General features: G+C 59.0%; 23 protein-coding genes, 1 tRNA gene and 2 pseudogenes. 9 read left to right on the top strand and 17 right to left on the bottom strand.

The window, feature by feature from the left end; all coding sequences use genetic code 11:
- Nucleotides 1–416 precede the first annotated feature (416 nt).
- From BUA69_RS11665 to BUA69_RS11655, 3 genes are all read left to right on the top strand, one after another.
- Nucleotides 417–493: transfer RNA gene (locus BUA69_RS11665), tRNA-Arg, on the top strand.
- A 141-nt stretch (nucleotides 494–634) separates the two neighbouring features.
- Nucleotides 635–1,792: a tyrosine-type recombinase/integrase gene (locus tag BUA69_RS11660; protein ID WP_046136623.1), complete on the top strand. Its 1,158-nt coding sequence runs from the start codon at nucleotides 635–637 to the stop codon at nucleotides 1,790–1,792.
- Nucleotides 1,793–2,010: 218 nt separating this feature from the next.
- Nucleotides 2,011–2,922 (top strand): site-specific integrase, encoded by a 912-nt coding sequence (locus BUA69_RS11655; RefSeq protein WP_143154494.1) that lies wholly within the window; start codon nucleotides 2,011–2,013, stop codon nucleotides 2,920–2,922.
- Nucleotides 2,923–3,226: 304 nt separating this feature from the next.
- Here the strand turns inward: BUA69_RS11655 and BUA69_RS11650 are convergent, their stop codons facing one another.
- The 6 genes from BUA69_RS11650 to BUA69_RS11630 form a co-directional block, all read right to left on the bottom strand.
- Nucleotides 3,227–3,559, bottom strand: a complete 333-nt coding sequence (locus BUA69_RS11650; RefSeq protein WP_072866548.1) for a helix-turn-helix transcriptional regulator — start codon at nucleotides 3,557–3,559, stop codon at nucleotides 3,227–3,229.
- 141 nt (nucleotides 3,560–3,700) lie between these two features.
- Nucleotides 3,701–3,913, bottom strand: a complete 213-nt coding sequence (locus tag BUA69_RS11645) for a hypothetical protein (RefSeq protein ID WP_046136620.1) — start codon at nucleotides 3,911–3,913, stop codon at nucleotides 3,701–3,703.
- On the bottom strand, nucleotides 3,906–4,574 hold the full coding sequence (locus BUA69_RS11640; protein ID WP_052950717.1) for a ParA family protein: 669 nt from the start codon (nucleotides 4,572–4,574) through the stop codon (nucleotides 3,906–3,908). Before BUA69_RS11640 ends, BUA69_RS11645 begins: the two co-directional genes overlap by 8 nt.
- A 172-nt stretch (nucleotides 4,575–4,746) precedes the next feature.
- Nucleotides 4,747–5,046, bottom strand: a complete 300-nt coding sequence (locus BUA69_RS21555) for a DUF6634 family protein (protein ID WP_425283959.1) — start codon at nucleotides 5,044–5,046, stop codon at nucleotides 4,747–4,749.
- An 8-nt stretch (nucleotides 5,047–5,054) separates the two neighbouring features.
- The gene (locus BUA69_RS11635) at nucleotides 5,055–6,989 is read right to left on the bottom strand and encodes an AAA family ATPase (RefSeq protein WP_046136619.1); all 1,935 of its coding nucleotides are present in this window, start codon (nucleotides 6,987–6,989) and stop codon (nucleotides 5,055–5,057) included.
- Nucleotides 6,990–7,073: 84 nt separating this feature from the next.
- Entirely contained in the window at nucleotides 7,074–8,399 is a 1,326-nt protein-coding gene (locus tag BUA69_RS11630; RefSeq protein ID WP_143154493.1) for a hypothetical protein, read from the bottom strand.
- Nucleotides 8,400–8,606: 207 nt separating this feature from the next.
- Between BUA69_RS11630 and BUA69_RS21435 the strand changes: the two genes are divergently transcribed.
- Nucleotides 8,607–8,729 (top strand): hypothetical protein, encoded by a 123-nt coding sequence (locus BUA69_RS21435; protein WP_280136816.1) that lies wholly within the window; start codon nucleotides 8,607–8,609, stop codon nucleotides 8,727–8,729.
- 58 nt (nucleotides 8,730–8,787) lie between these two features.
- A pseudogene (locus BUA69_RS11620) lies at nucleotides 8,788–9,011 on the top strand (IS3 family transposase); the annotation flags it as partial.
- Between the two features lie 370 nt (nucleotides 9,012–9,381).
- Here BUA69_RS11620 and BUA69_RS20760 read toward each other — a convergent pair.
- Nucleotides 9,382–9,512, bottom strand: a pseudogene (locus BUA69_RS20760) (IS3 family transposase); the annotation flags it as partial.
- A gap of 301 nt (nucleotides 9,513–9,813) precedes the next feature.
- Between BUA69_RS20760 and BUA69_RS11615 the strand changes: the two are divergent.
- The gene (locus tag BUA69_RS11615; RefSeq protein ID WP_046136616.1) at nucleotides 9,814–11,001 is read left to right on the top strand and encodes an N-acetyl sugar amidotransferase; all 1,188 of its coding nucleotides are present in this window, start codon (nucleotides 9,814–9,816) and stop codon (nucleotides 10,999–11,001) included.
- Between the two features lie 24 nt (nucleotides 11,002–11,025).
- Here BUA69_RS11615 and BUA69_RS11610 read toward each other — a convergent pair whose 3' ends face one another.
- The 10 genes from BUA69_RS11610 to BUA69_RS11565 all read right to left on the bottom strand — a co-directional run bounded on the left by BUA69_RS11610 (nucleotide 11,026) and on the right by BUA69_RS11565 (nucleotide 22,230).
- Nucleotides 11,026–11,547, bottom strand: a complete 522-nt coding sequence (locus tag BUA69_RS11610; RefSeq protein ID WP_160300155.1) for a GNAT family N-acetyltransferase — start codon at nucleotides 11,545–11,547, stop codon at nucleotides 11,026–11,028.
- A 22-nt stretch (nucleotides 11,548–11,569) separates the two neighbouring features.
- The gene (gene hisF, locus BUA69_RS11605; protein ID WP_046136614.1) at nucleotides 11,570–12,334 is read right to left on the bottom strand and encodes an imidazole glycerol phosphate synthase subunit HisF; all 765 of its coding nucleotides are present in this window, start codon (nucleotides 12,332–12,334) and stop codon (nucleotides 11,570–11,572) included.
- Nucleotides 12,328–12,951 (bottom strand): imidazole glycerol phosphate synthase subunit HisH, encoded by a 624-nt coding sequence (gene hisH / locus BUA69_RS11600; protein ID WP_046136613.1) that lies wholly within the window; start codon nucleotides 12,949–12,951, stop codon nucleotides 12,328–12,330. Before hisH ends, hisF begins: the two co-directional genes overlap by 7 nt.
- A gap of 52 nt (nucleotides 12,952–13,003) precedes the next feature.
- Complete coding sequence (pseI, locus tag BUA69_RS11595) at nucleotides 13,004–14,056, bottom strand: pseudaminic acid synthase (protein WP_046136612.1); 1,053 nt, start codon at nucleotides 14,054–14,056, stop codon at nucleotides 13,004–13,006.
- A complete protein-coding gene (gene pseG, locus BUA69_RS11590; RefSeq protein ID WP_072866546.1) occupies nucleotides 14,053–15,666 on the bottom strand; it encodes a UDP-2,4-diacetamido-2,4,6-trideoxy-beta-L-altropyranose hydrolase in 1,614 nt (537 codons plus the stop codon). Before pseG ends, pseI begins: the two co-directional genes overlap by 4 nt.
- A 23-nt stretch (nucleotides 15,667–15,689) precedes the next feature.
- The gene (locus tag BUA69_RS11585) at nucleotides 15,690–17,717 is read right to left on the bottom strand and encodes an aminotransferase class III-fold pyridoxal phosphate-dependent enzyme (protein ID WP_046136610.1); all 2,028 of its coding nucleotides are present in this window, start codon (nucleotides 17,715–17,717) and stop codon (nucleotides 15,690–15,692) included.
- On the bottom strand, nucleotides 17,714–18,613 hold the full coding sequence (locus BUA69_RS11580) for an aldo/keto reductase (protein WP_046136609.1): 900 nt from the start codon (nucleotides 18,611–18,613) through the stop codon (nucleotides 17,714–17,716). The genes BUA69_RS11585 and BUA69_RS11580 overlap by 4 nt, the downstream gene beginning before the upstream one ends.
- 51 nt (nucleotides 18,614–18,664) lie before the next feature.
- The gene (pseC, locus tag BUA69_RS11575; protein WP_046136608.1) at nucleotides 18,665–19,813 is read right to left on the bottom strand and encodes a UDP-4-amino-4,6-dideoxy-N-acetyl-beta-L-altrosamine transaminase; all 1,149 of its coding nucleotides are present in this window, start codon (nucleotides 19,811–19,813) and stop codon (nucleotides 18,665–18,667) included.
- Nucleotides 19,810–20,820, bottom strand: coding sequence for a UDP-N-acetylglucosamine 4,6-dehydratase (inverting) (gene pseB / locus BUA69_RS11570; protein WP_046136607.1), 1,011 nt, complete (start codon nucleotides 20,818–20,820; stop codon nucleotides 19,810–19,812). The genes pseC and pseB overlap by 4 nt, the downstream gene beginning before the upstream one ends.
- A 114-nt stretch (nucleotides 20,821–20,934) precedes the next feature.
- Nucleotides 20,935–22,230 carry a lipopolysaccharide biosynthesis protein gene (locus BUA69_RS11565; protein ID WP_046136606.1) on the bottom strand — a complete coding sequence of 432 codons (1,296 nt, stop codon included), beginning with the start codon at nucleotides 22,228–22,230 and terminating at the stop codon, nucleotides 20,935–20,937.
- A gap of 124 nt (nucleotides 22,231–22,354) precedes the next feature.
- On the opposite strand from BUA69_RS11565, the gene BUA69_RS11560 reads away from it, so the two are divergent.
- The 3 genes from BUA69_RS11560 to BUA69_RS11550 all read left to right on the top strand — a co-directional run bounded on the left by BUA69_RS11560 (nucleotide 22,355) and on the right by BUA69_RS11550 (nucleotide 26,482).
- Nucleotides 22,355–23,761 (top strand): hypothetical protein, encoded by a 1,407-nt coding sequence (locus BUA69_RS11560; protein ID WP_143154492.1) that lies wholly within the window; start codon nucleotides 22,355–22,357, stop codon nucleotides 23,759–23,761.
- 91 nt (nucleotides 23,762–23,852) lie between these two features.
- Nucleotides 23,853–25,142: a nucleotide sugar dehydrogenase gene (locus tag BUA69_RS11555; RefSeq protein ID WP_046136604.1), complete on the top strand. Its 1,290-nt coding sequence runs from the start codon at nucleotides 23,853–23,855 to the stop codon at nucleotides 25,140–25,142.
- 92 nt (nucleotides 25,143–25,234) lie between these two features.
- On the top strand, nucleotides 25,235–26,482 hold the full coding sequence (locus tag BUA69_RS11550) for a hypothetical protein (protein ID WP_143154491.1): 1,248 nt from the start codon (nucleotides 25,235–25,237) through the stop codon (nucleotides 26,480–26,482).
- Nucleotides 26,483–26,488 lie beyond the last annotated feature (6 nt).

Here is a 26,488-nt window from a genome sequence, read left to right as displayed (position 1 = left end):
CCCATTTGCCAGCGGCGCGCCAAGCGCGGCCTGTTCATGTCCTTATGGCGCGATAAGCCCGAAACGGGGCAGCTTGATGGCAAATCCAGGGCTGGCCCGATGCCAAGGCCCCGTTCGCGCCCGCATGCGGCTCTCTTAAGGGCTGTTGGCGGCTTGGTCACGGCCAGATTGGGCGATTGTCGATCAGCGAGGCAAACGGCCGCATTTGGCGATTGCGTGTGGGAAAGCAGGGCATCCGCCTGTCGCGGCTTCCTGCCGGAGGGCCGGCCGCCCATGGGCGCCGATTGCCCCGCCGCGATCCCCGGGCGTCTGTTGTTGCCACATCGGCCAACAATTCCCGCGAACCCCGTTGCGCGCCCGCCCGGCTTTGGTTAGGTTGCGCCCATTCAGCCGGAGTTCTGCTCCGCGCACCGGATGCACCCGTAGCTCAGCTGGATAGAGCGCTGCCCTCCGAAGGCAGAGGCCGGGGATTCGAATTCCTCCGGGTGCGCCAAACCTTACCCTAAGTTCTTGATGTAACACATTAAGTTTGGGACAGGTTTTGGGACAACGCCCCAGAAAATTATCCCGAATCGATTTGTTCCTTGCCAGAGTTTGCACGAGCCTTTCGCCATAACGCGAAAGAAAATGCTCCATGCCGACCGTCAAACTTGAAGGCGAACACTATATCTATGAGCGGATTTCCGCTGATGGACGCCTGACATCCTATCAGGTCAAAATACGCAAGAAGGGCTTTCCCCAGCACAACGCGTCCTTCGATGACCTCGAAGACGCGCGCCAGTTCGTCAGGACGGTCCTCAGCGACCAGAACCTCGGGCACAAAGTTGATCGTCTGATCAGTCGTCGCACCTCTGTTGGCGATGTGATCGATGACGCCATTGCTGCGCTCAAGACCGGCAAACGCAAGGTCAAGGGCGCGCAGTCCGAGCTCTATAGGCTGGGCGCCTTCCGCCGCAGGAATCCCCTCCTGTGCTCGACCGCATTGTCGGATGCCACACAGGACATGTTTGAGGACTGGATTGCCGATCGTCTCGAGGAGGTCAAGCCGAACTCGGTTGGCCGCGACATTCGGCTGCTCAAGCCTATTTTCGCCGCTGCGGCCTGGAAATATGAATTGAGGCACTCGCCTCTCGAACGCATCAAAGCGCCCAGTTCGATCGATGAGCGCATCCGCCGGATTCTGGAGGATGAAGAGGCTCTGCTGTTTGCAGAACTGGTGATGGCGGAAAATCCCATCGTCGCGCTTGCCGCCGAGTTTGCCTTGGAAACCGGGTGCCGCCGTAGCGAGATGCTGCGCATCGAATGGGAGGGCTACGAGCGAAACAAGGGAACCGTATGGTTGGCCGATGCCAAGAACGGGAGGGGCCGCTACCTCCTGCTCACGGAAAAGGCCGTTAGGATCATCGACGCGCTTCCTGGTCGTGAGCTGGGCGGCAAGATTTTCAAGGTCACGGGCAATTTGCTCAAAAAGGCCTTTGAACTTGCCCGCAAACGCGCCGCCAAGCGGGCCAGGAGCATGGGGCGCCTCGATCTCGTCGCTGTTGGCACGCTGCGCTGGCACGATTTCCGGCATGAAGCCATTTCGCGCTGCTTCGATGCTGGCTGGACCAGCGAACAGGTGATGGACTTTTCGGGCCATGTCGACGTCAAAAGCTTGCTCCGTTATCGCCATCCTAAGGTCGATGACAGCGTTGCGCGTTTGCGCGCCATGAAGCGTGGCGGCTCTCGTCTCCTGCCACTGCCCGGAGTTGTGCAAGCCAAGGCAATTGAGGCTGGCAAGTCCGCTTCTTGATGCGGCGATGCACAGGTTCGCGCCGAAGTAACACTTTTCCCGCAAACGCCTTTGGCGCGGGAAAAGTGTTACCTGCAGCGGATTGTGCGTTGCCGCCTCACAGCGCCGCCGTCCGATTTGTTCCTTGCCAAGCTCCCGACCAGTGTTGCGAGCGGATGAGAAGTCCGTCGAGTAACGGGGAAATTGGCATGGATCGGGTTGATGGGCTGGGCGTTGTGGTGACCCAGCAGGAGAGTACGGTCAGCGAATATGCCGATCGGGTGGCGATGCTGATGCGGCGGGCCGACGAGGCCCTCGGGCGTCAGGCGACGCTGCTGGAAGCCATCAATTATCTCGGCGACTTGCATGACGAATACAAGCCTGCCAGCCTTCGCAAATATTTCGCCGCCCTGACATGGGCTGTGGACGCGGCGGTCGATCTTGGCCAACTCGGTATCGAACAGGAAGCGGTCCATCGCGCGGCGCTTTCCTGCCGACCCCGCCCGCGCCCGGCCGACGCTCCGACGCGCACCTCGGCCAAGAAGCGCAAGAATGTGACAAAGGACGACCTGGGCAAGGTATGCACCTTCCTGTGGCAGAGGGGAAAGCTGGACGACAGGCTGCTGGTGCGCCTGCTGGTCCATGGCATCCTGCTGGTCCTGCGACCGTCAGAATATTCGGATGCCGCAATCGAGGGGGACCTGTTGACTGTGCGGAGTCGCAAGACGACCAACCAGCGTGGGCTTGGGGACTTCCGGGAGTTGGATCTCGCAGGCATTTCGGAGGACGAGACTGCCTCGATAGAACAGTTGATTGCTGATTTCGCCACGGCCAGCCAGGAGCAACTCGATCTGTTGATCGATCGCCTCGGGCATCGACTGCGCCGCGCTTGCATTCGCCTCGGCATCGAGCCATGCGCGCTCTATACAACGCGCCATCAGGGTATCGCCAATCTCAAAGCCGCCGGTAAGAGTGCCCCCGAAATCGCAGCGATTGCAGGTCACAGATCGACGCGCACGGCCAACAGGAGTTACGCCCCGCGCAGTTCTGGCTGGAAGCACGCGGCCACCATTGGTGCCACAGTTGACATGATCGACAAGGTAAATGCGCGTGCAACGCCATTGCAGCCTGCGTCACCGAAAATCCGTTAGTCGGATTTGTTCCGTGCCAGAGGTGGCGCGACACTCTGGTCATGAAACCCGCCGCGCATGATGATCTCCATGTTGAAGGCCCGGACGCGTAAAGCGCGTCTGGGCCAATTGCGCTGAGGTCACGTGGTAGCCCCCTAACTGGCCAGCGTCGCTGCGACGAATCTGGCGAACGCATTGGCCTTGCATGACATGTCCCGGCATCAGGCCATACTGACGACTTCCAGGGAGGATGGCCGGGTCACTGCAGATCGGTTGATTGTTTCCGACCCGCCCAAGTTTCACGGTTGCAGCGGCTTGCGGGAGGTTAGTCCTTCTTGCGTAGGACCGACTTCGGCGACGGCGGCAGGGACTTGCGTCCGCCACCGGGCGGCTGAGGGGCATCAAAGCTCGCCGTGCGGGCATATGTGCCGCGACCGGCCAGTCGCTTCTTTGACGCTGGGCGTGGCACGCTGGCGTCCGTTGGCAGGACCACCGAGGCCGCTATCCAGGCGTCGATATCTTCGGGGCGATAGAGAATTTTGTCCGTTGGTTTGTAGAACGTCGGCCCGCGTCCAGCATACGCGAGCTTGGCCAATGTGTGCTCCGAAATCGGATAGAGTTCAGCCACTTGGCGGCGAGTAAGATAAATCTGCGTCACGGTCGGTCATCCAGGAGATACTGATCTTAGCATCCGGTCGGATGATGAAAGTCACAAACGCTTTTTCGCCGATGGCGTCGCCGGGATACCTGTCGATGCTGTCTTGCTAGCAAGTTAGCAAGACAGCATGACAGCGTTTTTTTAGATCTCGACCTGGTGTTTTGCCAAGAAGTCGTCGATGGCCTCGTCGATGACAGTCTGCAGGCTAGTGTTCCGGTCAAGGGCGAAGCGATGCAGATGGTTGCGCTTCGCGCGGGAGAGGCGATAGCAGATTTGCGAGAGCTTTTCGGCTGGCTCGGCCAGATCGGCGGCTATCGCCGTGACGCGGCCAGTCGGAGTGGTGGGGCTATCCAATGTGGGCCACCTTTTTCATCCGAGTGGAAATGGCAGACCAAAGCCTTTCATATTCGCTGCGCGCCAGCGCGGTTGCAGGAAGGTCGGTGATAGTCATACCGCGTGCGACAAGCTCGGGATGGGCCAAGCGATGACTGATCTGGTAGCGCCAGACCTGCGCCCCTGCCTGCCCGAGACGACGGCGCGCAATACGAACTGTGCCTGCATCAGCGTCGAGGCGGGTTGGGGGCGCCGCAGTCAGAGCGACCAGCGGCGTCACATCCGCACGCTGCGGAAAGCTGATCCACTCCAGCGCTAAAGTGATGTCAAACTGAAAAGGCCTCGCGATGACCAGCGAGGTATCGGCCCCACGGGCGATGGCGATCGACCCGCCGTAGCCCGAAGGTGGGTTGTCGATGATGACGACGTCGTAGTTCGCCTTGGCACGGGGCAAGAGGGCTGCGACCTCGGCCACCTCCACGCTGTGGACGGCGAATTTCGGGTTGCAGCTGCAGGCATGCCAGGCGCTTGCCGAGCGCTGGGGATCGGCATCGCGCACAATGCTGCGCAGGCCTTCGGCAGTTGCCAACCCGGCAAGTGAGAGCGCGGTAGTGGTCTTGGCGGCGCCGCCTTTGCCCCAAAGCGCAAGCGATACGCCGATGCGAGGAGAAGATTTCAACATGGAGGATGTTCCTTGCTGCGCCAGTGTCGGCGCGAGCCTGGCAAGGAACAAATCGATGTATGGAAAGGGATTTGGAGCGAGCTTGCTATCAAGCGAGAGAGCTAGACTGCTCGCTTGATAGCACCGGCGCCAAACACGACTCAACTGGGACCATTTCCTTTGTCGGGCGGGCCTATTGGTTGGGTGGCAACAACGGATCGGCGAGTCGATACATCCGGCTCACTGTTCTTGCCCAAGCACTCCCCGGGTCGAGGGCGAGCACGACGCTCGTCGTACACCATCCCGTACCCAGAATGGGATGCCCACGAACCGAACCGACGAGCCGATGAAGCCCCGCCCCAGCGTCGACCAAGGCCCACGCCGTAAGAACGGGAGCCTCAGCAAGCTCGGTCTCGGTCGGAACGGCGCCGTTCCTCAAAGCGAAGGCGGCCCGTAACCCCTTAAGCACAGCGTCGTCAGACAATCTTGCCATGCTTGCACCTATGCGCAGGCCTGGGAAGCGGCGTAGTCGTCGCCATGCCCCGAGCGTAGAGGCAAACTGGGTGCGATGGGGTGTGAACCGAGAAAGGCCAAGACCTCGTCACCGGTCATGACCTGCACGCCCACCAGATGTTTCGCCATCCGTTGGGTGAGGTCGCGCTCCGCATTCAATATCGCAACAGCACGCCCGAGCAGCCGGTCCAGGTCTTCAGACACGGTGGCGATCGTTGCCGGTAGTGGCCTTGCAGACATCGCCGGGGCATAGAGCAAATGGGCACCCAGCCCCTGCTTTTCATAGGCGTTGATCAGCAAGCGCGTTGCCTGCTCGATATCGTGCTCGGCACCCGTATTGGCGCCACCACCCAGTGTGAGGTCGGCTGCACGACCCGCCAGCATCACTGTGGCAACGTCATGGACATGCCCAAGAGTCATGACGGACGTTGGCAAGCTGCTGCTGACGAATCCACCGGTACGACCCTGGGAAATGATGGAGATCATGTCGACGGCGTGGCCGAGCCGGTGCGCCACGAGTGCATGGCCCGCCTCGTGGAGCGCAATGGCCTTGATGTCGGCGGGCCGGCGGTCGTCGCTGGGCACGACCTGCGCCATAAGGTCTGCCAATGCAAGCGATCGGCCCGCACCGCGGGCTACGGCGCGCGCATCCTTGGTCCATCCTTGTACCATTGCCGGCGTGGCACCGAGCCCCAACTGTGCCAGGGCCACAAGATCGGTGTCGGGCAGGTCGGGTCCAAGATAGAAGCGGAACACCTCGGCCAGCTCTTCGCGAGTGGCGGGCGGCAGTACGGAGATCCTGTTCTGGAGGCGCCCCGGCCGCACCAGCGCCGTGTCCAAGCGATTGAAGTAATTCGTTCCGCCCAGCAGCAGAACGCTTTTCCCCGATGCGCGCAGGCGATCGATTTCCGTCAGGCATAAAGTGACAACTGGCGTCCACCAGTCCCGGCTACGGGCGTCAAGTTGCGCCCGATCGGGCAAGCCGTCGAGCTCATCCAAAAAAGCGACGGCCGGCTCGCTGGCCAAAGCCGTATCGATAAAGTCTTTGATATTCCGGGCGACACCGCCTAGCGCGCCGTCCCGTGTGGTGAACCACTGGCCCACCGAACTGGATACGAAATTCCAGCCTGATGTCTGGGCAAGGCTCTGCGCCAGAAGCGTTTTTCCGGTTCCAGGGGGACCCTCCAGCACGCCATAGACCAAAGCTTCTGCGCCGAGGTGGCCCGCAGATACTGCCGAAAGATCGGCCAATGTCGTGTCGGCCCAGCGGCGCATGTTCACCGTCAGCGGCAATTCGGTCAGCAGTGGAACCGAAGAGGGAGCTGCTTTCATGGGCGCAACAACAATGGACCGGCTGAGATTGGCTACGCAGTCGCGCGCAGACAAGCCGGGGCGTATGGCATTGATCACCGCGCGCAAGGGCAACGCTGCCATTTCGGCCGTGACCCCGCGAGCAATGTTGCCGCTGACCTGCCGGATGACCTTGCGTAGCAATGCAGCATCTATCGGCCGAAGGGTGACCGTCAAATCGGCAGCAGCCAGCACGGCGGGATCGAGGATGCCGGTTGGATCCTGTGAGATGAACGCGACTGACCTGCCGCGCTGCAGATGGCGTAAATCGTCGGCGCCTACTGGCACCTCCACCTTGCTGACAGAGCTACGTTCGATGGCCGTTTTCACCACAATGGATTTAGCAAGGGTTGAAACGGCCTTCGATACGGCTTCGACCCAATGGGCGTCGGGCACCTGGATGATGAACACGCGCGGTCCGTGCTCGGTCATCTCATATGCCTTGCGAGGAAGGGCCTTGCGCAGCGCTTCGAGAGCGAGGCATTCGCCGGCGTGGAGCGGCGGCTTGGTGAGGACGTCGCGTGCAAAGCGGGCGGCAGCATCATAGTCGTCGTCGATTTCATGTTCGGCCATAGGTGGCGCACTCCATGCGACGGACAGCCTGCAGGATGAGGCGATCCGTCGTGAACAGTACAAGGGGTGAAAGAGCGGCGGACCCTAGGCGGCGATCAGCGCAGCCGTATGTGGATGAAGACCATCATCGGCATCGATGGGCTGCCAGCTGTCGCGCGTGCGGCCCTTGGAGCCCACGCAAAACTGGGCAGCACCGCTCCCGCTGCGGAACACCAGGTCCCGCGTCGTCACATAGCTGCGGCCATCGGGCGAGAGTTTGAGCAGACCGGCATGGAGCCAGGCCGCGCGCTGGAAGCGGACGGATGAATTGGCGCTGGGCGCCGTTTCAATGCGAATATCGGAGCCCTGCAACAGGATCCAGCGACCGTCATGCTGATGGGCGGCCAAAGCGACCAGGCCATCGTCAAAGCACATCTCGACGCATTCTCCGTCGGGGATTGTGCTGAACGGACGCATCGGGGCGACGCGGCCTGCCTCATGGCGTGGACCGGCAAGCACGGAGCGCGCCGTACCCTCGGTGAACAGCACGTTATGATAGCGAAGGGTCAGGCAGGCCTGACCGAGAAAGGCATCGATCTGGCCATAGAGCTCCGCATCAATGCCTGTGCCCATGGGTAGCTCGTTCATGACATCAAAGGCGCCCGTGGAATGTACGCGCGCGTGGAGCATCCGCTCGGCGGCCAGCGCATACTCATTGCTCAGGACATTGTTCGCGTCGGTAATCACCACAATTTTCTTGATGTCGGCGATCGGCTGTTGGCCAGATGCGACACGGGTCCCAACGGAGGCGCTGGCGCCAACATAAATCTGGCGATGACCAATGAGCGCATAAACTCCAGGACGGTTGAGTGTCGCCACCTTGCCAAGCCCACGGCGGGCTTCAGCCGTTGCCACGGTGACTGCCGGCACAAAGGGAGAGGTCGGCAGAGCTTCAATGCCGTCCGGCAGCGCGACCTCGCAAACCGGTGGCGTTGGATGCCATACAGTAGGTTGTGTCATGTCGCTGTGATCCGGGGCGAGGAACTGCGACGCGCGACTGACCAAGGCATGCATGTCGATTACATCCGCAAAGGTAATCGCGAGGATGCCCAGATCGACCATGATCAGCACGGCGCCAGTCGGATTAGGATGTTCGCCCAGCCCGTCGACAATGTCGCCCACGCTGGCGCTGCCCGTCTCATCGACGATGCGCAGGATACTCACCTGCGTGGATGCACACACCAGCTCATGCTGGATCAAACCAGCGATCAGCACCGGCGGCGGATAGGGCAAAAAAGTGGAATAAGACTTGCCCGACGCAAGCGCGTCGGTAGAACGGTAATCAACCATTTCATTTTCCTGTTCAGGCAGGAGTTGAATGGCCAGGTCGACAGTTGGGTTTGCACACCCCCTGTCGGCCGCTCCTTGCACAGAGCGGTCCCGACCATATCGGACCAATTGGCACCGACGTGATCAAGATGAGAATTATCCCTAATATTGCAAGGCCTTGCTCGATCGCATGGTTAATGATGGGTGAATCTGGGTGTTGGGTGGGTGATCGTTTTCGGACTGCCCGCGATCGTATTCCAGGGGCTCTGCCACAGGCGTCGCCAATGGCTATGGCCAGCGCGACTGGGAGTGACCGGCACTGTCACCAGCGATGAGGTTGAGGACCTGCGCCGCGATGTCAGCGCGTTGAAGGAATGCGTGGCTGACCTGATGCTGGAAAACCGTCTACTCAAAATGAATGATCGCGGGTGAGGACGAGCCGCTCGAGATTGTCAACCTCGTCACCCGACGAACGCACCCTCACGAACCCATCCTGCTGGAAAACTACGTCCTGCGCGCCGATCTCAAGGCCCCGATCAGCGCCTTCGTCGAAAACCACGACCACCAGCGCTACCATACGTGCCTGAACGACTTCACTCCGGTCGACGCCTACTTCGGTGCGGCCGCAGATATCATCGAACAGCGCGAAGGGAAGGGATCAAACGCCAGACTGTCCAGCCTCGGCGCTTGCAGCACTGCAAGGTCACCGCATAACATCAACTCAACGACGAGGCTGGCGCTCCGCTAATCCGCAATCCAAGCGGTGCCAAATCATCCGACAATGGACACCTACCGACAATGCTTCTCTCGAAAATCCCCCCTGATCGGAATTTAGGCCTCGACCTACTAAGAGGACTATGCGCGGTATCGATCGCGGCATATCACTTTCTGGCATGGGGATCAGGCATTGTGGTCCAGAGCATGGGCACTTTTGGGGTGTACATGTTCTTCGTCATCTCTTCCTTGGCGATGATGATGAGTTACGGCAGGACACTTCGTATGGCATCGAACTCTTAGCCTAGGCCTCCTGGCGCGGTAGACTTGGCCGGCAGAGCCTTCGGTTTGAGCAATGAGAACACTATCGCGCGTTATCCCTGAAATTGTCGTTCCGTATCATCGAGAAGGTGATGTCGTGATCAGCCATCAGCCGCTGGAACTGCTCTGATGTTCCCGGTCGGAGTGGTGTAGCAGGCCGTCTGGCGCTCCGCGACGCCATGATCTGCGCATCGGTGACCAGTTCAGTCGTCAGATGGTGTCAGGATTTGCGTGTTCTCGGGTATGATTGTAAACAAGAAGTTGCATAAATCTGGATACAAGGCCGCAATCACGCACTGGTGGTGCCTCGAGTGCGGCCTTCGAACAAGGTGCCAGGCACACGTCGTAGCGCTCGCCCTTGGCATGCCACGATCAAGCTCTGTGGGTAGGAACGGCAGCTAATTGCACGATTGGCGCGAAAGCGCACTTGAAGACTGACCGGGTAGGGACGTAGGTTCGACCAGATCTTATTGGAGCCGAAATGCTTGAGCTGAAAAAATGCGGGAGCTGCCTGCTGCCCGAAACGTACGAAACTATTGAGTTCGATCCGGCTGGCGTGTGCAATGTCTGTCGCAATAAAGAAGTTCGGGATGAGAAGATTGACTGGCCGAGTCGGAAGAAGCAGCTCGATCAATTAATCGAACAGTATCGTGGGAAACACGATTATGACTGCATTATTCCGTTTTCTGGTGGAAAAGACTCTACCTATACGCTTTTGTACTTGATGAAGGAGTACAAGATTAAGCCCCTCGTTGTGCGTTTCGACCACGGGTTCATGCGCGAGACGCTTATCGAGAACAATACTAGGACATTCAAGAAGCTGGGCGTCGACGTTCTCAACTTCACGCCGAACTGGCGCGTTGTGAAGCGGTTGATGCTTGAGTCGCTAAGGCGCAAGGGCGACTTTTGTTGGCATTGCCACACCGGAATTTTCTCCTACCCCATGCACATTGCTGTAAAATTCGACGTGCCGCTGGTGTTCTGGGGCGAGCCGTCTTCCGAATACACCCAATATTACGACTATGCCGACGACGAGATCGAACGTGTCGACGAAACCCGGTTCAACAAGTTCGTGAATTTGGGGATCACGGCGGAAGACATGGAAGGCATGATCAGCGGCGACTTCGATCTCGATGCGCGCGATCTCAAGCCATATACCTATCCGGCCGCCCGCGATCTTAACCGCATACGGTACCAGTCGGTCTGCCTTGGGTCGTACATTCCCTGGGACGTAAAAAAGAATGTGGCTCTGATTCAGAAGGAACTCGGCTGGAAGGGCGAGCAGGTCGAGGGCATGCCGTGGGAGGAGTATCCCTACGAGAAGATCGAGTGCTTCATGCAGGGCACCCGCGACTACATCAAGTATCTCAAGCGCGGCTACAGTCGCGTAAGTCAGATGGTCGCGCTGGACCTTCGAAACGGGCGCATTTCTAAGGAGCGCGGCGAAGAACTGATTAGCCAGTACGAGGGACGCAAGCCCCCCTCACTTGAGCTGTTCCTCGAATATGTGGGCCTGACCGAAAGTGAGTTCAACGAAGTGATTGCTCACACCGTCGTCTCACCCAACGAGCCAGACTTTAACAAGAATGAATGGGCCCCCAAGACCTGGGACTATGAGAATTGGTATCGAGAAGACGAGGATAGCCGGGGTATCCAGCCCAAGATGTGATGAAAGGAGCGCTGACGGAGGCCGTCAGCGCTCTTTTTGTTTGAACATATCCTCTCGGGTGGCGCCGAGCTCAACCAGATCGCACCGCTCGCCATCCAGATCGTAGTGCTTCACGCGCAGCCCTTCCCGCACAAAGCCAGCGCGGAGGAACGCTCGTGTGGACCCTTCATTGGGCAGGTACATGCTTGCGCTGAGCTTGCTTACCCCTAGATTGTCAAAGGCAAAGGCGCTCACGGCGCGGATGGCTTCCGTGCCAAATCCCTGCCCGCGGCAGGCAGCATCGCCAATGAGCAGGCTGACGTCCGCGACGCCATGGACCGGCCGGATGGGGCCGACCTTGATATTGCCGATATGGCGGCCAGTCGGCAGGAAAATGCCGAACAAAAACTCATCAGGCGCTGCCGCGACACGCGCCACAAATGCCGCCACGGATTCAGGCGTCTGCGCGGAGTGCCTCGTCTCCAGGTAGCGATTGGTTTCGCGATCAGACATCCAGCCGATATATGCCGGCGTTATGTCAGCGACCTGCAGCTCACGCAGTTCCAAGCGTTCCGATCTTATGACCATGTCAGACCTTCTTGAAGTTCAAGCCGTGGTTGCTCAGATAGGCCTTGGCGCGCAACGGGTTTGAGTCGGAGAAATTGAACAGGCTGCCGCAGGCGAGCGCGCTTACCCCTGTTGTTATGAAGGCGTCTTTCAGCGATTCGTAATTTCCCGAGCCCCCGGCGCCGATCACGGGCGTCGGGGATGCCGTCATTGCACGCGAGATAGCATCAAGGTCAAACCCCTGCATGCTACCATCGCGATCGATGGACTGCACCATGATCTCACCCGCACCGGCCGCAACGACGCGTGCGATATGCTGCTCGAGACCGACATTTTCGGCCGCTGAGCCGCATCGACTGTAAAGCCTGTAGTCGTCGAGATCGGCGTCCCAGCGGACGTCTATTCCAACGATGACAGCCTGTGCGCCGAAACGGTTCGATGTCTCGGTGATGACATTGAGATCGCGATAGGCGACCGAATTTACAACGATCTTGTCGGCGCCGTTGCGTATGAGCAATGCCGCGTCGTCGGGGGAGCTGATGCCCCCGCCAATAGCCAGCGGCATGAAGCTCACTTCGGAAATCTTGACGATAATCTGGAGCAGGTCCGCAATCGATCGCTTTTCCCGCGAAACATTGAGGAGCATGAGCTCGTCGGCATACTGAGAGTTGTAGACCGAAGAACTTTTGACAGGATCTCCGACATCGCGGAAGTTTCCGAAATCGATGGATTTTACCAATCGCCCGTTGTTCAGCAACTGGATGGGAATTATCCGCTTTTTTAACATTGACCATCCCAAAGGGCGAAATTCGTAATCAAGTGGAGGCCGTTGGACTGGCTTTTTTCCGGATGGAACTGAAAGCCAACCACGTTCCCCTTGCCCACGATCGACACGAAATCGCTCCCGTATGTTGTCGTCCCGATGACGATGTCTTCCGAACCAGCCTTCATGCCGTAGGAGTGGACGAAGTAGTAGTCCCGTCCTTGCTTGAGACCCTGCGTGACAGGGTGATCACGCTTCAGATCCACCGTGCTCCAGCCCACATGGGGGAGCACCTGCCCGTCGTCCGGTAGCCGTGTGACGACGGCATCGACCAGCCCGAGCCCGGCCGAGTTCACCCCGCCCTCGTTGCTGGACTTCCCCAGCAGTTGCATTCCAACGCAAATGCCCAAGGTGGGGCGGCCACTTTGGGCGAAGCGCGTGATCTTGTCCGGCAGACCCTTGGACACTAGGTGATCCATTACGGCCTTGAAATGGCCAACGCCGGGGATGATCAGGTGAGTCAGGTGGTCAAAGTCAGACTGCTCATCGACATACTCCGGATCGAAGCCCGAGACGTGCAGCGCATTCCATACTGACTGGAGATTGCCCAGCGGCATGCGCAGAATACCTACTCGTTCCATTCGACAGTCCATCCGCTGGTCGTGGTCCGCCAATACAGGCGCATTGCTGCACTCAAAGGTCGGACTGGGTCAGTCTTTCGCCAAACTCAATAGCCCGACGTGCCGGCTTGCCTAACAGGTCATCGAAAAACCGCGGCTCAAGGCTGAGCCCCGGCCGACAAATGCGCAGGTTATCGCGACTGAAAAGCTCGCCTTCCGCGATTGCGCGGGCCGGATAGATGGATTGCCGGAAGCGTCGCGAGCTCGCTTCGTTTTCAGTCCCGCCATAAACGACCTGACCTGTGGAGTGCCACGCACGCGTGGTTTCTTCCTTCAATAGCCTCATTTCCCAAGGTTCCAGGGAAAAGGCCGAGTCCACTCCTCCATCGTTGCGATCCAGAGTGAAGTGCTTTTCGATGACGGTTGCGCCCAGGACGATTGAGGCCACTGCGACGCCGGTTCCAGCAGTATGGTCCGAAAGACCGACCTGAACGCCAAACCGATCCATCATGTCGGGGATCGTCATCAGGTTGGCGTCTGCGGCGTTGGCAGGATACTGGCTTGTGCATTTCAGCAGCACGATGTCCTTGCCGCCGGCACTTTTCGCTGTAGCGAGCGCCTGTTCAATCTCCTCGACCGTGGCCATGCCTGTCGACATGATCATCGGCTTACCCGTGCGGGCGACCTTGGCAATCAACGGAAGATGCGTCATCTCGAAAGACGCGATCTTGAACATAGGCACGCCCAGATCGTTCAGGAAATCCACTGCCGTCTCGTCGAACGGAGTGGAAAACGCCAGAACGCCATGCTTTGCGGCTTCTGCAAACAATTCTGCATGCCATTCCCAGGGGGTATGGGCCTCGTCGTAGAGATCATGCAATTGACGCCCGTTCCACAAGCTCTTGGGATCGTTGATCAGAAAGTCGTCCCGCGTCGAGTTCAACGTGATGGTGTCGGCAGTATAGGTCTGGAATTTGAGGCAATCGACACCACACTCTGCCGCCGCCCTGACGATTTCCAGAGCGCGCTCCTTGGAGCCATTGTGATTGCCGGACATTTCGGCAATGACAAACGGAGCAGCGTCGCGGCCAATTCGCCGAGATCCAAGATTGAAGGAGGGCGTCATGATATTCCTCTGTTCGTCTGCTGGGGCCAGAATAGGAGTTCGGGCGCATAGTGCGAAAAACCGGCCTTGGCAAATAGTCTCTGGGAAGACTGGTTATCTGCCAAGACACGAGCAACCAGATCTTCCTCAGGGTGCAAAGCCATAAGTGCGCGGATCATTCGCAGCCCAACGCCGCACCCGTAGAATTCAGGCGCCGTCAGAATTGAGACCTCTCGCCACTCGTGTTCAGTGGCAGTAGGCGGTGGCGGCGATGCCGAGCGATCAAGCCGTACTGTACCTGAGGCGATCCCCGCAACCTCGGCTATGTAGAAACTGCAATAGGGGTCATTCAATTTGCGCTGCAGCCATTTGAGATGCTCGCTCCAAGTCGGAGGCGCTGGGTTTAGCGCGTATCTTCTGGTCCTACCATCGCACTGCCACTCAAAGAGAAGTGCAGCGTCATCCATGGTGACGCCCCTGAGTACGAGGAGCGACGTTCGCACAAGACCCGAGAAAGCCTCTGCGATAACCCGGCCCGCACCCCTCCCATCAACCAAATCACGCGCGGTCCCACTCAGCGCGATCAAGGTAGAACTCGCCAATACAGGGGCTATGATCCGCTTTGCCCACATGTCCGGCGCTTCCGACGTGGGGAAGCGCCCTCCATCAATGGCTGCTCCGCCGCTGGCGAGCAATCTTGCGACTGTCACCTGGTTTTCTGCCAGAACGAGATTGATCGTTGGGAGCCCCAAGCAACAGCGTTCCCAAGAGGACGAGCCTGCAGCACCAATCGCCAGATCCATGTCTGCGAGAAGGGCGGCCATTTCTGCGACGTCGCTATGAATCTCAAGCCGATTGCCCAAAGTAGCCTGAAGAGTGTCAAGCGACGCCCGGTGCGGATAGGCCGCGCCCAGCAGAACGTGAATTTTGAAGGACCGGTTCTCTAACAGCGTCGCCAGGGCGTCCGTGACCCACAAGGTTGCGTTTGTCTCGTCTGCTCCCCCCATGGAAACAAGGACATGGTTGACGGTGCCATGGGAAAGACGGGCATCGCGCCCCTGTAATGCCGGGCTCCGCAAGAGGGCGAAGTCCGGACGCAGAAGTGCATAGGACGGGCCGACCAGCGCTCGTGTGCCTTCCGTCAATTGCCCTTCGTAGTTTGCCGCCGTTTTTCCAAACGTAACATCGAGCACGAATGCGCTTTCGTGGCGCCTGTCGAGATCATCAAGCGCCAGGATGGGGATGCCTACAGTACTGTTTAGAGAAGCCTCCCACGTTGAGCTTAGGCCGTAGTGGTCGACAACCACAAGCTTACACCTGTCGCTTGCCAGCTCTGAAAGGGCGTCAATCACTGACTTGGAATCATGCTCCTCGGTCGTGCCGAGCCACTGGCCATACTGGCCAGCCTCCATCGGCGCCGGCGGGCCTTCCTGCGGTAGAAGTATGGACGCGTGGCCAGATGAGGTTATTTTCGTCGCAAGACTGCCATGCAGATCACGGCTGACAAAAAAGCAGCCAAAGCCCCGCAATGCCGCAGCGTTCGCCAAAGTGAGGCAACGCATAACGTGCCCACTTCCAATTCGTGTCGATCCATCGACACGAAAGACAATTAAAGGCCTGCTGTCTTCCAACGGTGGGCTTCCCGGTTTGTCGCCTAATTCAAACGCTTGAAGCCCTGATGTGCGGCAGGGCCCTTGAGCAGGCTTTCAACGTCGCGACCGCCCTCGCATTGTGCAATGGTCGCAAATATTGGATCGAGCGCGGCGAAATACGCCTCGATCACGTCGGGCGTATGGGCCACTGAGGCATAGACACTATTGCCGGCGAGAAAGCCCTTCGCGAGCATTTCCTGGGTCACCAGCGTCTTGTACGCGTTGGCATTGTCGCTCTGGAACGTATAGCCGCACAGAGCAGGCAATCCCCAATGGGCGATGGTCAGCCCATGCCGGTCGGCGAGCTGTTGCCAGCGAGCGCGGATATCAAGCCCAATTGCGGTAATCTGCTCCCAGGATTTCGTGCGTTCCATCACTTTCAGCGTTGCTAGTGCAGCGCTCGGGCCGATCCGCTCAGTCCAGAATGTCGATGAAATGAAGGTGTTCTGTGCGGCCTCCATCACCTCGCGACGGCCGACCGCCGCCGTGATGCCGTAACCGTTGCCGAGGGCCTTGCCGTACATGGCGATATCGGGTTCGACGCCATAGAGCTTGTGCAGCCCGCCAAATGTCTGGCGGAAGCCGGAGGTGCATTCGTCAAAGATCAGCACGATGCCATTTGCCGTCGCCAACTCGCGAACACGCTCGAGGAAGCCGTCTTCCGGACCCTTGTTGCGCGACACTTCCATCATGATCACGCCAACATCGCCGCGAGCCACATGCGCTTCCAGCTCGTCGATGCGATTGAAATTGAACGCCAGCACGCTGCCGGACAATTGCTGAGGCACTCCCCGCGGCTCCAGGCCGGGAAGCAGGTGGCCGGCAAGATGATGCTCATCGGCGAGATTGGCCGCGAGGTACCAGTCATGCCAGCCGTGATAACCGCAGAAAGCAACCTTGTCCTTGCCGCTGGCCGCGCGCGCGATTCGAATGGCGACAGCATTGGCTTCGCCTCCGGACCTGGCGAAACGAACCATATCGGCCCAGGGATTGATTTCGATCAGACGCTCGGCGAGGGCAACTTCTTCGGGGCAGTTGAAGGTGGACATATTGCCCTTGGTGACCGTGTCCCGAACGGCATCGTCCACTTCATCGTGCCCATAGCCAAGTGTGTTGGTGCCAACACCCATAATGGACATGTCGGTGAAGGCATTATTGTCCAGATCCCAGACGGTGCAGCCCTTGGCCTTACTGAAATAGGCCGGCCACTGCTCGGGCAGGAACATCTCGCTACGCTTGGACAGCAACATGTTTCCGCCCGGAATGACTTCCTTGGCGCGCTTCCACAATTTCTGCCCGGTGCCCATCGCAGCTCCTTCATTTCGCAAGAGGTGCGCGTTCGCACCGAATAGTTCCGGCTGTGCCTCGGCCAGCCCAAGAATGTCACGCCAACCGAAGTCCGCGCGGCCGACAAAGTGATCGGCGACCGCGCGAGCCACGCGAAGATCGCTCGCCTCGTCGACCGTCCACCGCAAGCCGGAGTAATCGGTCTCGCTGGCCTGGCCTTCACGCGTGAACACCTCTGCCTGGCGAAGGTAGGGGGTCACATGCTCGCGCTGGTATGGATCGCGGGCCTCGTTCCAGCTGCGCTCGAGAGCTGCAAAGGTAAAAACCTCGGTGTCCAGCCCGTCTGGATAAGTCGGCGGGGTGATATTGCTCGCATAGTCGACACTGCGTGCCTGGCGCAGCGTGATGACATCGTCGACCAGAACCGGATCAAGGAATGGACAATCGCCCGTCACGCGCACAACAACGTCTGCCGACGCCTGCTGCGCTGCGCGATAATAGCGATCAAGAACGTCCTGTTCGCTGCCGCGGTAAACCTCGACGCCCAGAGCCGCAACATGCTCAGCCAGACGGTCGTCAGCGGCGGCGGTCGAGGTCGCAACAATGATGCCGTCCACCATCCGCGCACGCTGTAGTCGGCGCAGCAGCAACTCGATCATCGGCACGCCGGCGATATCCAGCATCACTTTGCCCGGCAGGCGGGTCGACCCCATTCTGGCCTGCACAATGGCAACGGTTTTCATAACGAACTCCAGCGGGAAGGATTGATGAGGTCGATATCGGAGGAAGACAGATCAAGGGGCGCCGCGATGGGGTGTCTTGACACCGATGCCAGTATTTCGCTGAACTGATCCATTCCGGCAACGCCTACCAGCACGCGGTCAATGGACGCATGTGCGAGGCTGTGGCCCAGCGCCGCCTGCAGAGGGGTGAGCCCCCTGGCGCTGCACCATTGGTGCCACGCATCGAATACCGATCTCCAGCGAGAGAATTTCTCCGGCAGCCCATCGCGCGGGGCCAGCAGGAGTCCCTGCAGAAAGGCACTGCGGGCATGCACCATTGTGCCGCCATCGGCGAGGCGCGCTATCCACCCCGAGACCTCAAACCGGCTGTCCAGCGCGTTGTAGGGGAGCTGAACGATATCCGGGCGGAACGCCTGGTACAGCGACGAAAGTTCCCGCGGTTCGTAGACCGAGTAACCGATCGCCCGCACCAGCCCTTCGGCTCGAAGGTGCTGCATGGCCGACCAGATCGCGGGTCCGGACTCTGTCATCAGGACGTCGGGACGGTGCAGCAGAAGCCCATCGACCCTCGGCAATCTTAGCCGAGACAGCGATGCCAGCATTTGCGTTCTGACCCAGAGCCCGGGATCCGCTACGTCGCGGCCGAGCTCGGGCAGCTTGGTGACGACTGCGAAATTCTCAACGCCCGCGCTGCCTAGCGATTGCTCACTATCCCCATAGAGAGCAGCCGTGTCCAAGGTAGATAACCCGACCTCGGCGGCGCGCGCCAGGATGGCTTGAACCGCGTCCGGGCCTACTTTGCCACTCGTATTGGTGATGCCATAGGTCAGCCCAAACTGAACCGTGCCCAGGGCCAGTCGTCCAAAAAGTTCTGAACGTTCAGTCGATCCGCTCATGCCGGTATCCGGTTGCTGGAAACCTTGTCTGCCAGTCATTCCGCGAACAAGTCACTCGCCCAAGGCGTTGATAAGGCTGTTTACCACGGTCAACTGGGCTTCGTCCGACAAGTCAGCATACATGGGCAGAGAGATAGCGGTCGCGCCATGTCGTTCGGCCTCGGGGAAATCGCCTGGCGCAAAGCCAAGCCGCTGAAAATCGGGCTGAAGGTGAACCGGCGTGTAGTGCACGTTCACCCCGACACCGTCGGCGCGTAGCTTCTCGAACACGCGGCGGTGGCGATCGGCATCCCGGACAGTCAGTCGGACCACATAGAGGTGGAAGCTCGAAAGCCGATTCGGCAGGACTTTGGGCTTCTGGATGTCCAGCCCGGACAGCAGGTCATCGTAGCGGGCGGCCAGCTGGTTGCGGCGCGCGATGAAGGCATCGAGACGACCAAGCTGGCTGAGGCCAAGCGCTGCTTCGATGTCGATCATGCGATAGTTATAGCCGAGCATCTGCTGCTCGTAATACCAGGGACCGCGATCCGGCTGTTCGTATCTCGTCGCGTCGCGAGTGATACCGTGCGACCGCAACATCACCATGGCCTCAGCCAGCGCCGCGTCGTTGGTCAGCGCCAGACCACCCTCTCCGGAGGTGATGATCTTGACCGGATGGAAGCTGAAGATGGCAATATCGCTATACTGGCAAGACCCTACCGGTTCCCCAAAATAGGTTGCGCCGACAGCGTGAGACGCATCCTCGATAATCTTGAAGCCATACTGGCGAGCCAGTATGGCAATCTCCTTCATGTCGCAGGGCTGGCCAGAAAAGTGCACGGGCACCACGATCTTGGGCAAGCGTTCGGCGGTTCTGAGCTTTTCTGCGAGTGCCGTCACCGAAATGTTCTGCGTGACCGGATCGATATCGACGAAATCCACATCCGCGCCGCAGTACCGCGCGCAGTTGGCGCTGGCCACAAAGGTATTCGGGACGGTCCAGAGCAGGTCATCTGGCCCCAAGCCGAGGGCCAGGCACGCAATGTGCAGGCCCGAGGTGGCGCTGTTCACAGCAACGCCGTATTGCGCGCCAACCTTGGCGCACATTGCTTGCTCGAACTTGGGAATAGCCGGTCCCTGCGTCAGGAAGTCCGATCGCAGGACATCCACTACGGCCGCAATATCAGCCTCGGAAATGGATTGGCGGCCATAGGGGATCATTTTGCGCCGGCACCGCTGACGTTGTCTTCGATCAGGCGCCGCAGCTGATCAACCGAAAGGAAGTCGGGATTCTCGCCTGAATTGTACGAGAAATTGGCGGGCACTGCTTCGGCTGACCCATTGGCCAGATAGAGTTCGCGCAACATCGAATTTCCGTTTGGCAGGATAGCGAAGTACTTCCCGATGTCGACAGTGTTGAGGCTGTCGCTGACCGTGATCATCTCTTCATGCAGCTTCTCGCCGGGACGAATTCCGGTAACAGGGTGCTCGCAATCGGGGCCGATCGCGTTAGCCACGTCGGAGATGCGATAGGACGGAATCTTTGGAACGAATATCTCGCCGCCATGCGCATTCTCAAGCGCCCACAGCACCATATCGACCCCCTCGTCTAGGGATATGTTGAAGCGGGTCATGCCGGGATCTGTGATCGGCAAGCGACCGGTCTTGACCTGATCCAGAAAGAACGGAATGACCGAGCCGCGGCTGCCCATCACGTTGCCATATCGAACGACACTGAAGCGGATGTCTCGCGAGCCCTTCATGTTGTTCGCGGCGACGAATAGCTTGTCCGAACAAAGTTTGGTGGCGCCGTAGAGATTGATCGGCGCCGCAGCCTTGTCCGTGGACAAGGCGACGACATTTCGGACGCCCGAGTCGAGGCAAGCCTCGATCAGGTTCTGGGCCCCAAGAACGTTCGTCTTTATGCACTCGAACGGATTGTACTCGGCAGCCGGCACCTGCTTGAGCGCCGCTGCGTGAATGACGGTGTCGACGCCTTCCAGCGCACGGCGAATCCGGGACTCGTCGCGAACATCGCCAATAAAATAGCGCATCGCGGGGTATTCCCGCTCGCTGAACTCAAGAGACATCTCGTACTGCTTGAGTTCATCCCGGCTGAAGATCACCAGCCTGCGAATGTCCGGATACATGGTGAGAATGCGACGGGCAAAAGAGCGTCCAAAAGACCCAGTTCCACCGGTAACCAAAATTGACTTGTCAGCGAGCATTGCTGGTTCGGGGTCCCGTAATTAATTCGTGCGTGTTTGCGGTAGCTCATAGCCGCTTCACCATGGCCGCTCAATCAGTTTCTTGGCATTTGGCCGATGCCGCCAGGCGTGGAGCTAACCTATCCCACTCATGAGATGACTGCCGACAGCACCAAGTCCGAGGATTGCCAAGGCGAGTGCCGGGCCCTGCCAGAGTATTCGAATGCCCCACCGTCGAGCCGCCCAGAGGTTGGTTACGGCCCCTTTCAGTAGAGCCTGCGCCACAAAGCCCAGATAAGCGCCGAAAACTCCGAAGATCCACGCGCCCAAGACCCAGATCGCAACCCCGGCCAGCGTCGAGGCAACAACCGCCGTCATGAACGCGCCGCCACGGCCATGCGCCAGAAAGTAGTTCTGCGCGTGATACCAGTTGATCGACAGGGCATACACCGCCAACAGGCAGAATAGCTCGAGGTTGAGATTTTGGTAGTGCTCGAGTTGGCTAATTCCCGACAGCCGAATGGCTAACGGTATCGCAATTATGAGCAAAGCGCCTGCAGTTCCGACGATGGCGCCTTGTAGCAGGTAGAACCGATCGTTTTGTCGTTCGATTTCGGCAAGCGGCACGACGTGGACCTGCTTGAAGAACCGAGGTGCCCAGACCTGGTTGAGCGAGGTGGCCAGCAACTGCAGGACCGACGCAAGCGTGTAGGCGAATGTGAAGCGGGCGCCCTCGTTTTCGGTGAAGAAGATGTTGATCAGAAAAGTGGAGCCGTAGCCGATTACCCAGGCTAGAAGCGCCACGACCATGAAGGGTGGCATGCTCTTGGCAATCTGCTGCGATTCCTTCTTATGGAGCGAAGGACCGCCCCAGCCGACATAAAGGCGTGACAGAGCGGGCAAGCTGGCGGCCATGACTATCGCCGATCCAAGGAAGAAGCTGCTGATCGTCTGTTGTGCCAGATAGAGCGCAATGCCGACGATCAGGCCCGCCAAGGGTGGAATCGTACCGACAAGTATGGCGGCTTGGTGTCGCTCCTGAAGTCGGATCAGATAGGCCTGAACCAAAAAAAACGCGGACAAGACGCCTGTGATCATCACAGCTGCCAAGGTCTGCCATGAAGCGCCTGTAAGGTGCGTGATGGGTCCAGAAAGGGCCGCCACCATCGCCAGAACGATCACCGCAAGAGCCCAAAAAACGTCCATCGTCGCGACAAAATACCGCTGCTGGACCTCGGACTCGTGCGAGTGCTTGATCCGACCAAGCAGCGAGTCGACCACCCCAGCCGATGCGAATGTTGTAATGCCGGTCTGCAGGGCCAGCATTAGTCCGAGACCGGCATAGGCGGGAGCACTCATGCTGGCCGCCAGCCACAGGAAGATGATAAATCCTACGCCTTTGTGCAGCAAGGCAGCGCCAGCATAGCCCATCGCGGGCCGTAGAAGTGACCTCAACGTTGCGTATCCATCCCAGCAATTCTTGCCGCCTTAGCCAAAGGCGACTTCGGCGTTGCGGCGCGGACGTTGCCATCTCTACTCAAAAACAGTACTCGCTTTGAGCCAATTTCCCGGACGCGTTTCATTTGAGATTTTAGATATGGTTGGTAAGCTTGAGCCGCAGAAGGGCAGGTATTGGAAATACCTCTGTCCGTCAAATGACCAGTTTTTGACCCTGATCATCGCGGCCCTGCTCGTCGCAAGTTTGTTCATATATATCCAGCGCCCGCTTTGGGCGTACGGAGTTTTTGTGGCCTCCGGCGGCTTGCTCTTCTTTTCTACCCGCAGAGAACTGTGGCCGCTCGTTCTTCGACACAAATGGCTAATCGGCGCCTATGGGCTGGCTCTGACCGTAGCGCTTCCGGTGGCGGCATACAACAATGCAACGGCGGTCCTGCATTATGGCATGGCCGGGCTTACCTTGGCTCTCGCGCTCGCTCTTTACCTCCAGCCGCGCCCCTATCTCCTGGCGTCGCGGATTGTCCTTGTCTGTTTTCAAATCTCCGTCTTCGTCTTTGCCATGAGGGTGGGTTTCGATGATTTTCCGCTCGAGAAGATGTTCAGCGAGTCCAGTAGCAACGGCATAACTTCATCGCTGATAGTGCTCCAGGTGAACTATCTGGCGGTCCTCTTTGTGGCGAAGGGGCGGGTGGCCACTCTCACTACGATTGCCACCCTGGTCCTGTGTATCGTCGGATATGGTCGGGCCTCTGTGCTGACCGCGCTGCTTCTGATGGTGGTGGTGACGATTTTCCCGCTCCCACTGCGTTTCAACTGGACCGCGATGGCTCGGCGAGCGGCCCTGATAGCGATTACTGTGTGTGCCACTCTCTTCAGTTTCGGGCTATTGAGCGTGCCAGCCGTGAGTTTCATGCTGCCCTGGGAAAAGTCACCGGAGCTCGGCGACAACACATCTCCGTCCCAAGCGCCTCAGCCCCAGTTGGAAGCGCCTCAGTCCCAGCTGGAGGCATCTCAGCCCCGGATAGTGGGTCCCGTCGTTCCGGACATTGAGGCGCCGGCAGAGCGGCCGGATATTGGCGCCACCAAGCTGCAATCTGGCCTCTATGATCAGGCTCGAACTGACATGATCCGCGAGTATGTCATGGGGATGAGTGGGCTGGAGCTGATCGTTGGCAGGTCCTATGAAGGGCTGTCTATTATGGACCGCTATAACGGAAATCCTCACAATTCCTACATACGCGCGCACCATATATTTGGTCTGCTTTACGGCTTGGTTATCGCGGCCATCACGCTGGCCGCCATATTCAGCGCCACCCCGATTATCGACAAGGCCTTCATGACGGCGCTGCTGGTTGCTCTCCTCTTCAGAGGCTTCACGGAAACACTGATTTTCCCCACTGTTTTTGACGTTGTGTATTTCGGAATCTGTGTCTGGTTGCTGGAGCGGGGGTGGAATCGGCGGCAGGCAAAGCCGGTTGATCGAGGGATACCTGCGCCAAGTTGACCTTGGACAGAGAGTCGACTACTGCGTTGACATCACCGCAGACTTTGTTAACGCGGCTACCGTTTTTCACATTTCAGCAGACAGATGGATAATGGCGACCAGTCAAAAGATCGCGATTGTTGGGCTTGGCTATGTCGGCCTTCCGCTTGCAATTGAGTTTGGCAAACTTGGCCCCACTGTCGGGTTTGATATCGACGAGGACAAGGTTGCCTCATGCCTGAAAGGGCGGGATCCGGCGCGGGAAATCGCCGACGAGGTGATGGCGGAGGCGGTGCATGCCAGCTTTTCGTCTAATCCTGCCGATATCGCCGATGCCGATATCATCATTGTCGCGGTGCCGACGCCTGTTGACGATGCGCATATCCCCGACTTCGGCCCCCTGATCGGCGCATCGCGCACTATCGGCAGCGTCATGAAGAAGGGTGCGACGGTAATATTTGAGTCCACCGTCTATCCTGGCGCGACCGAAGAGGTCTGCGTGCCACAACTCGAGGCCGCCTCAGGTCTAAAGTGGCGCAGCGACTTTTTTGTTGGCTACAGCCCCGAGCGTATCAATCCGGGCGACAGGGAGCACACCCTGACCAATGTGATCAAGGTCGTCTCGGGCGACTCGCCGGATACTCTTGAGCGCGTTGCCGAGCTTTATTGCCGCATCGTGCGCCCGGGCGTTCATCGTGCATCCAGCATTCGTGTCGCCGAAGCCAGCAAGGTCATCGAGAATACCCAGCGCGATCTGAATATCGCGCTGATGAACGAGCTGGCGATCATCTTCGACAAGGTGGGGATCGACACCAAGGAAGTTCTTACGGCCGCTGGAACCAAGTGGAACTTTCTCAATTTCGCTCCTGGCTTGGTCGGTGGCCACTGCATTGGCGTTGACCCATATTACCTCACCCACAAGGCCGAACGTCTTGGCTACCATCCGCAGGTCATTCTGGCGGGCCGCCGCATTAATGACGGCATGGGGAAATATATCGCTGAGCAGACCATCAAACAGATGATTGCGGCAGGTCGATCGGTGAAAGCGGCCCGGGTGAACGTGCTGGGCTTGACCTTCAAGGAAAACTGCGCCGACCTGCGCAACAGCAAGGTCATCGACATTATTAATGAGCTGGCCACCTATGGCGTGGAGACGTTTGTGCACGATCCGGACGCATCCCGAGAGCAGGCGATGGCGGAGTATGGCGTCAATCTCATGGACTGGGCAGACCTGCCGCGGGCCGACGCGGTAATCGTCGCAGTGGCGCACCGCGGCTATTGCGAGATGCCGGTCGAAGTGATCGCCGAGAAGGTTTTGCCTGGTGGCTGCTTCGTCGACGTTAAGTCCGTCCTCGATGAACCTGCAATTCGTGCACTCGGCCTCGGTGTTTGGCGGCTATAAGGCATTCGACTAGAACTGCTGTCGCAATTTGGCCCCATGCCCGGCGTCTGCCAGTGTCATAGAGAGGAACAGCTTTCGTGGACCTAGCGCTCGTGCAGAAGATCGTTCGCGATCTGTTCAGGATCGATCGAATTGCTTACCCTGCCGCCGATCTCCTGACGGTGGCCCACGACAATGATCGCAGCTATCTTTACAATGGACGGTACTACTCGCCGCTGATCGATACGATCGAAGACGACGTGCGTGCCGAAGGCGCCCAAACGACAAGCGTCGCCCGCATAATCTCCACCATAAAGGGCGAACGCGCGTATGGAGATGTCCACTCGCCGGAAGGCGCTTTCGCCCGAGCCCTGGTGCAGAAGCGTCTGACCGCTGTCTTGAATCGGGGAGCCTATCCCTACTCCAAGCCCGAGGAGAAGGTCTGGGCCGCAATCCTCGATGCAACCGGGGCCCGCAGCGTCGTTGCTATCCAGCCATCACGCGAGTTGTGCAAAGTTTGCCGAGAGCGCGGCATTTGGGTCGCGGACATGCAGCACGGCGTGATTGCCGAGCGTCATCCTTGGTACGGTGCGCAATTTCGCGCCAAGGACCCGGTGGAGCAATTGCCCAACGCCATACTGTGTTGGGACCAGGGTAGCGCAGAGGTTATCCGGCAGTGGGCGGGGCCGCAAATCGAAACGCCCGTGATAGGCAATCCGTGGCTGTCGCGCTTTATGCGCCAGCGTCCGGGCGATGCTCTCGTCGGGGACGCTCAAGCCAATGCGCCGCTGGAGCGCGCCGATGACCGTAAGTCGGTTCTTGTTTCGCTCTCATGGGGGGAGCGGGATATTGCAAACGGCTTCATCCATGAAGAACTGGAGGCGGCCATCATTGCCACCTCGGGGCGACTTCGCTGGCTCGTACGTCTCCACCCCAATCAGCAAATCGGATTCGCCACCCCGGAGGGTCCCAAATTTGTTCGGTACTTCAATGAGCGGCTAAAGGGGAATGTTGAGTGGGAGTGGCCCACCAAAGTGCCGCTTCCCTACCTGCTCAGCAGAGTGGATGCGCACGTATCCTGGAATAGTTCAGTGTCCATTGAAGCGGCGCTGTGCGGGCTCTCAACGGGCTTGCTTTCTCCGCACCTGTGGCCGGGAGAAGCGCTCAACGACTACTATAGTTACTTCCGCTCGACGGGCGAAATTCAACTGGTTCCATTGCAGCGGCAGGAAATCGCCGCATGGGTCGAGAACGCCGTGAAAATCGGTCGGCGGCCGCAGCGAACCGATGCCAGCGAAACCCAGTATCGAGCGATCGTCAGCAAGTTGGCCGGCATCAAGCAGATCTCAGCGGAACTTTGAGTGGGC

The organism is Devosia limi DSM 17137, from assembly GCF_900128975.1.
In the GTDB taxonomy this organism is placed as follows: domain Bacteria; phylum Pseudomonadota; class Alphaproteobacteria; order Rhizobiales; family Devosiaceae; genus Devosia; species Devosia limi.
Note: the sequence above shows the minus strand (reverse complement) of the source record. Positions and strands in the feature narration are given on the sequence as shown.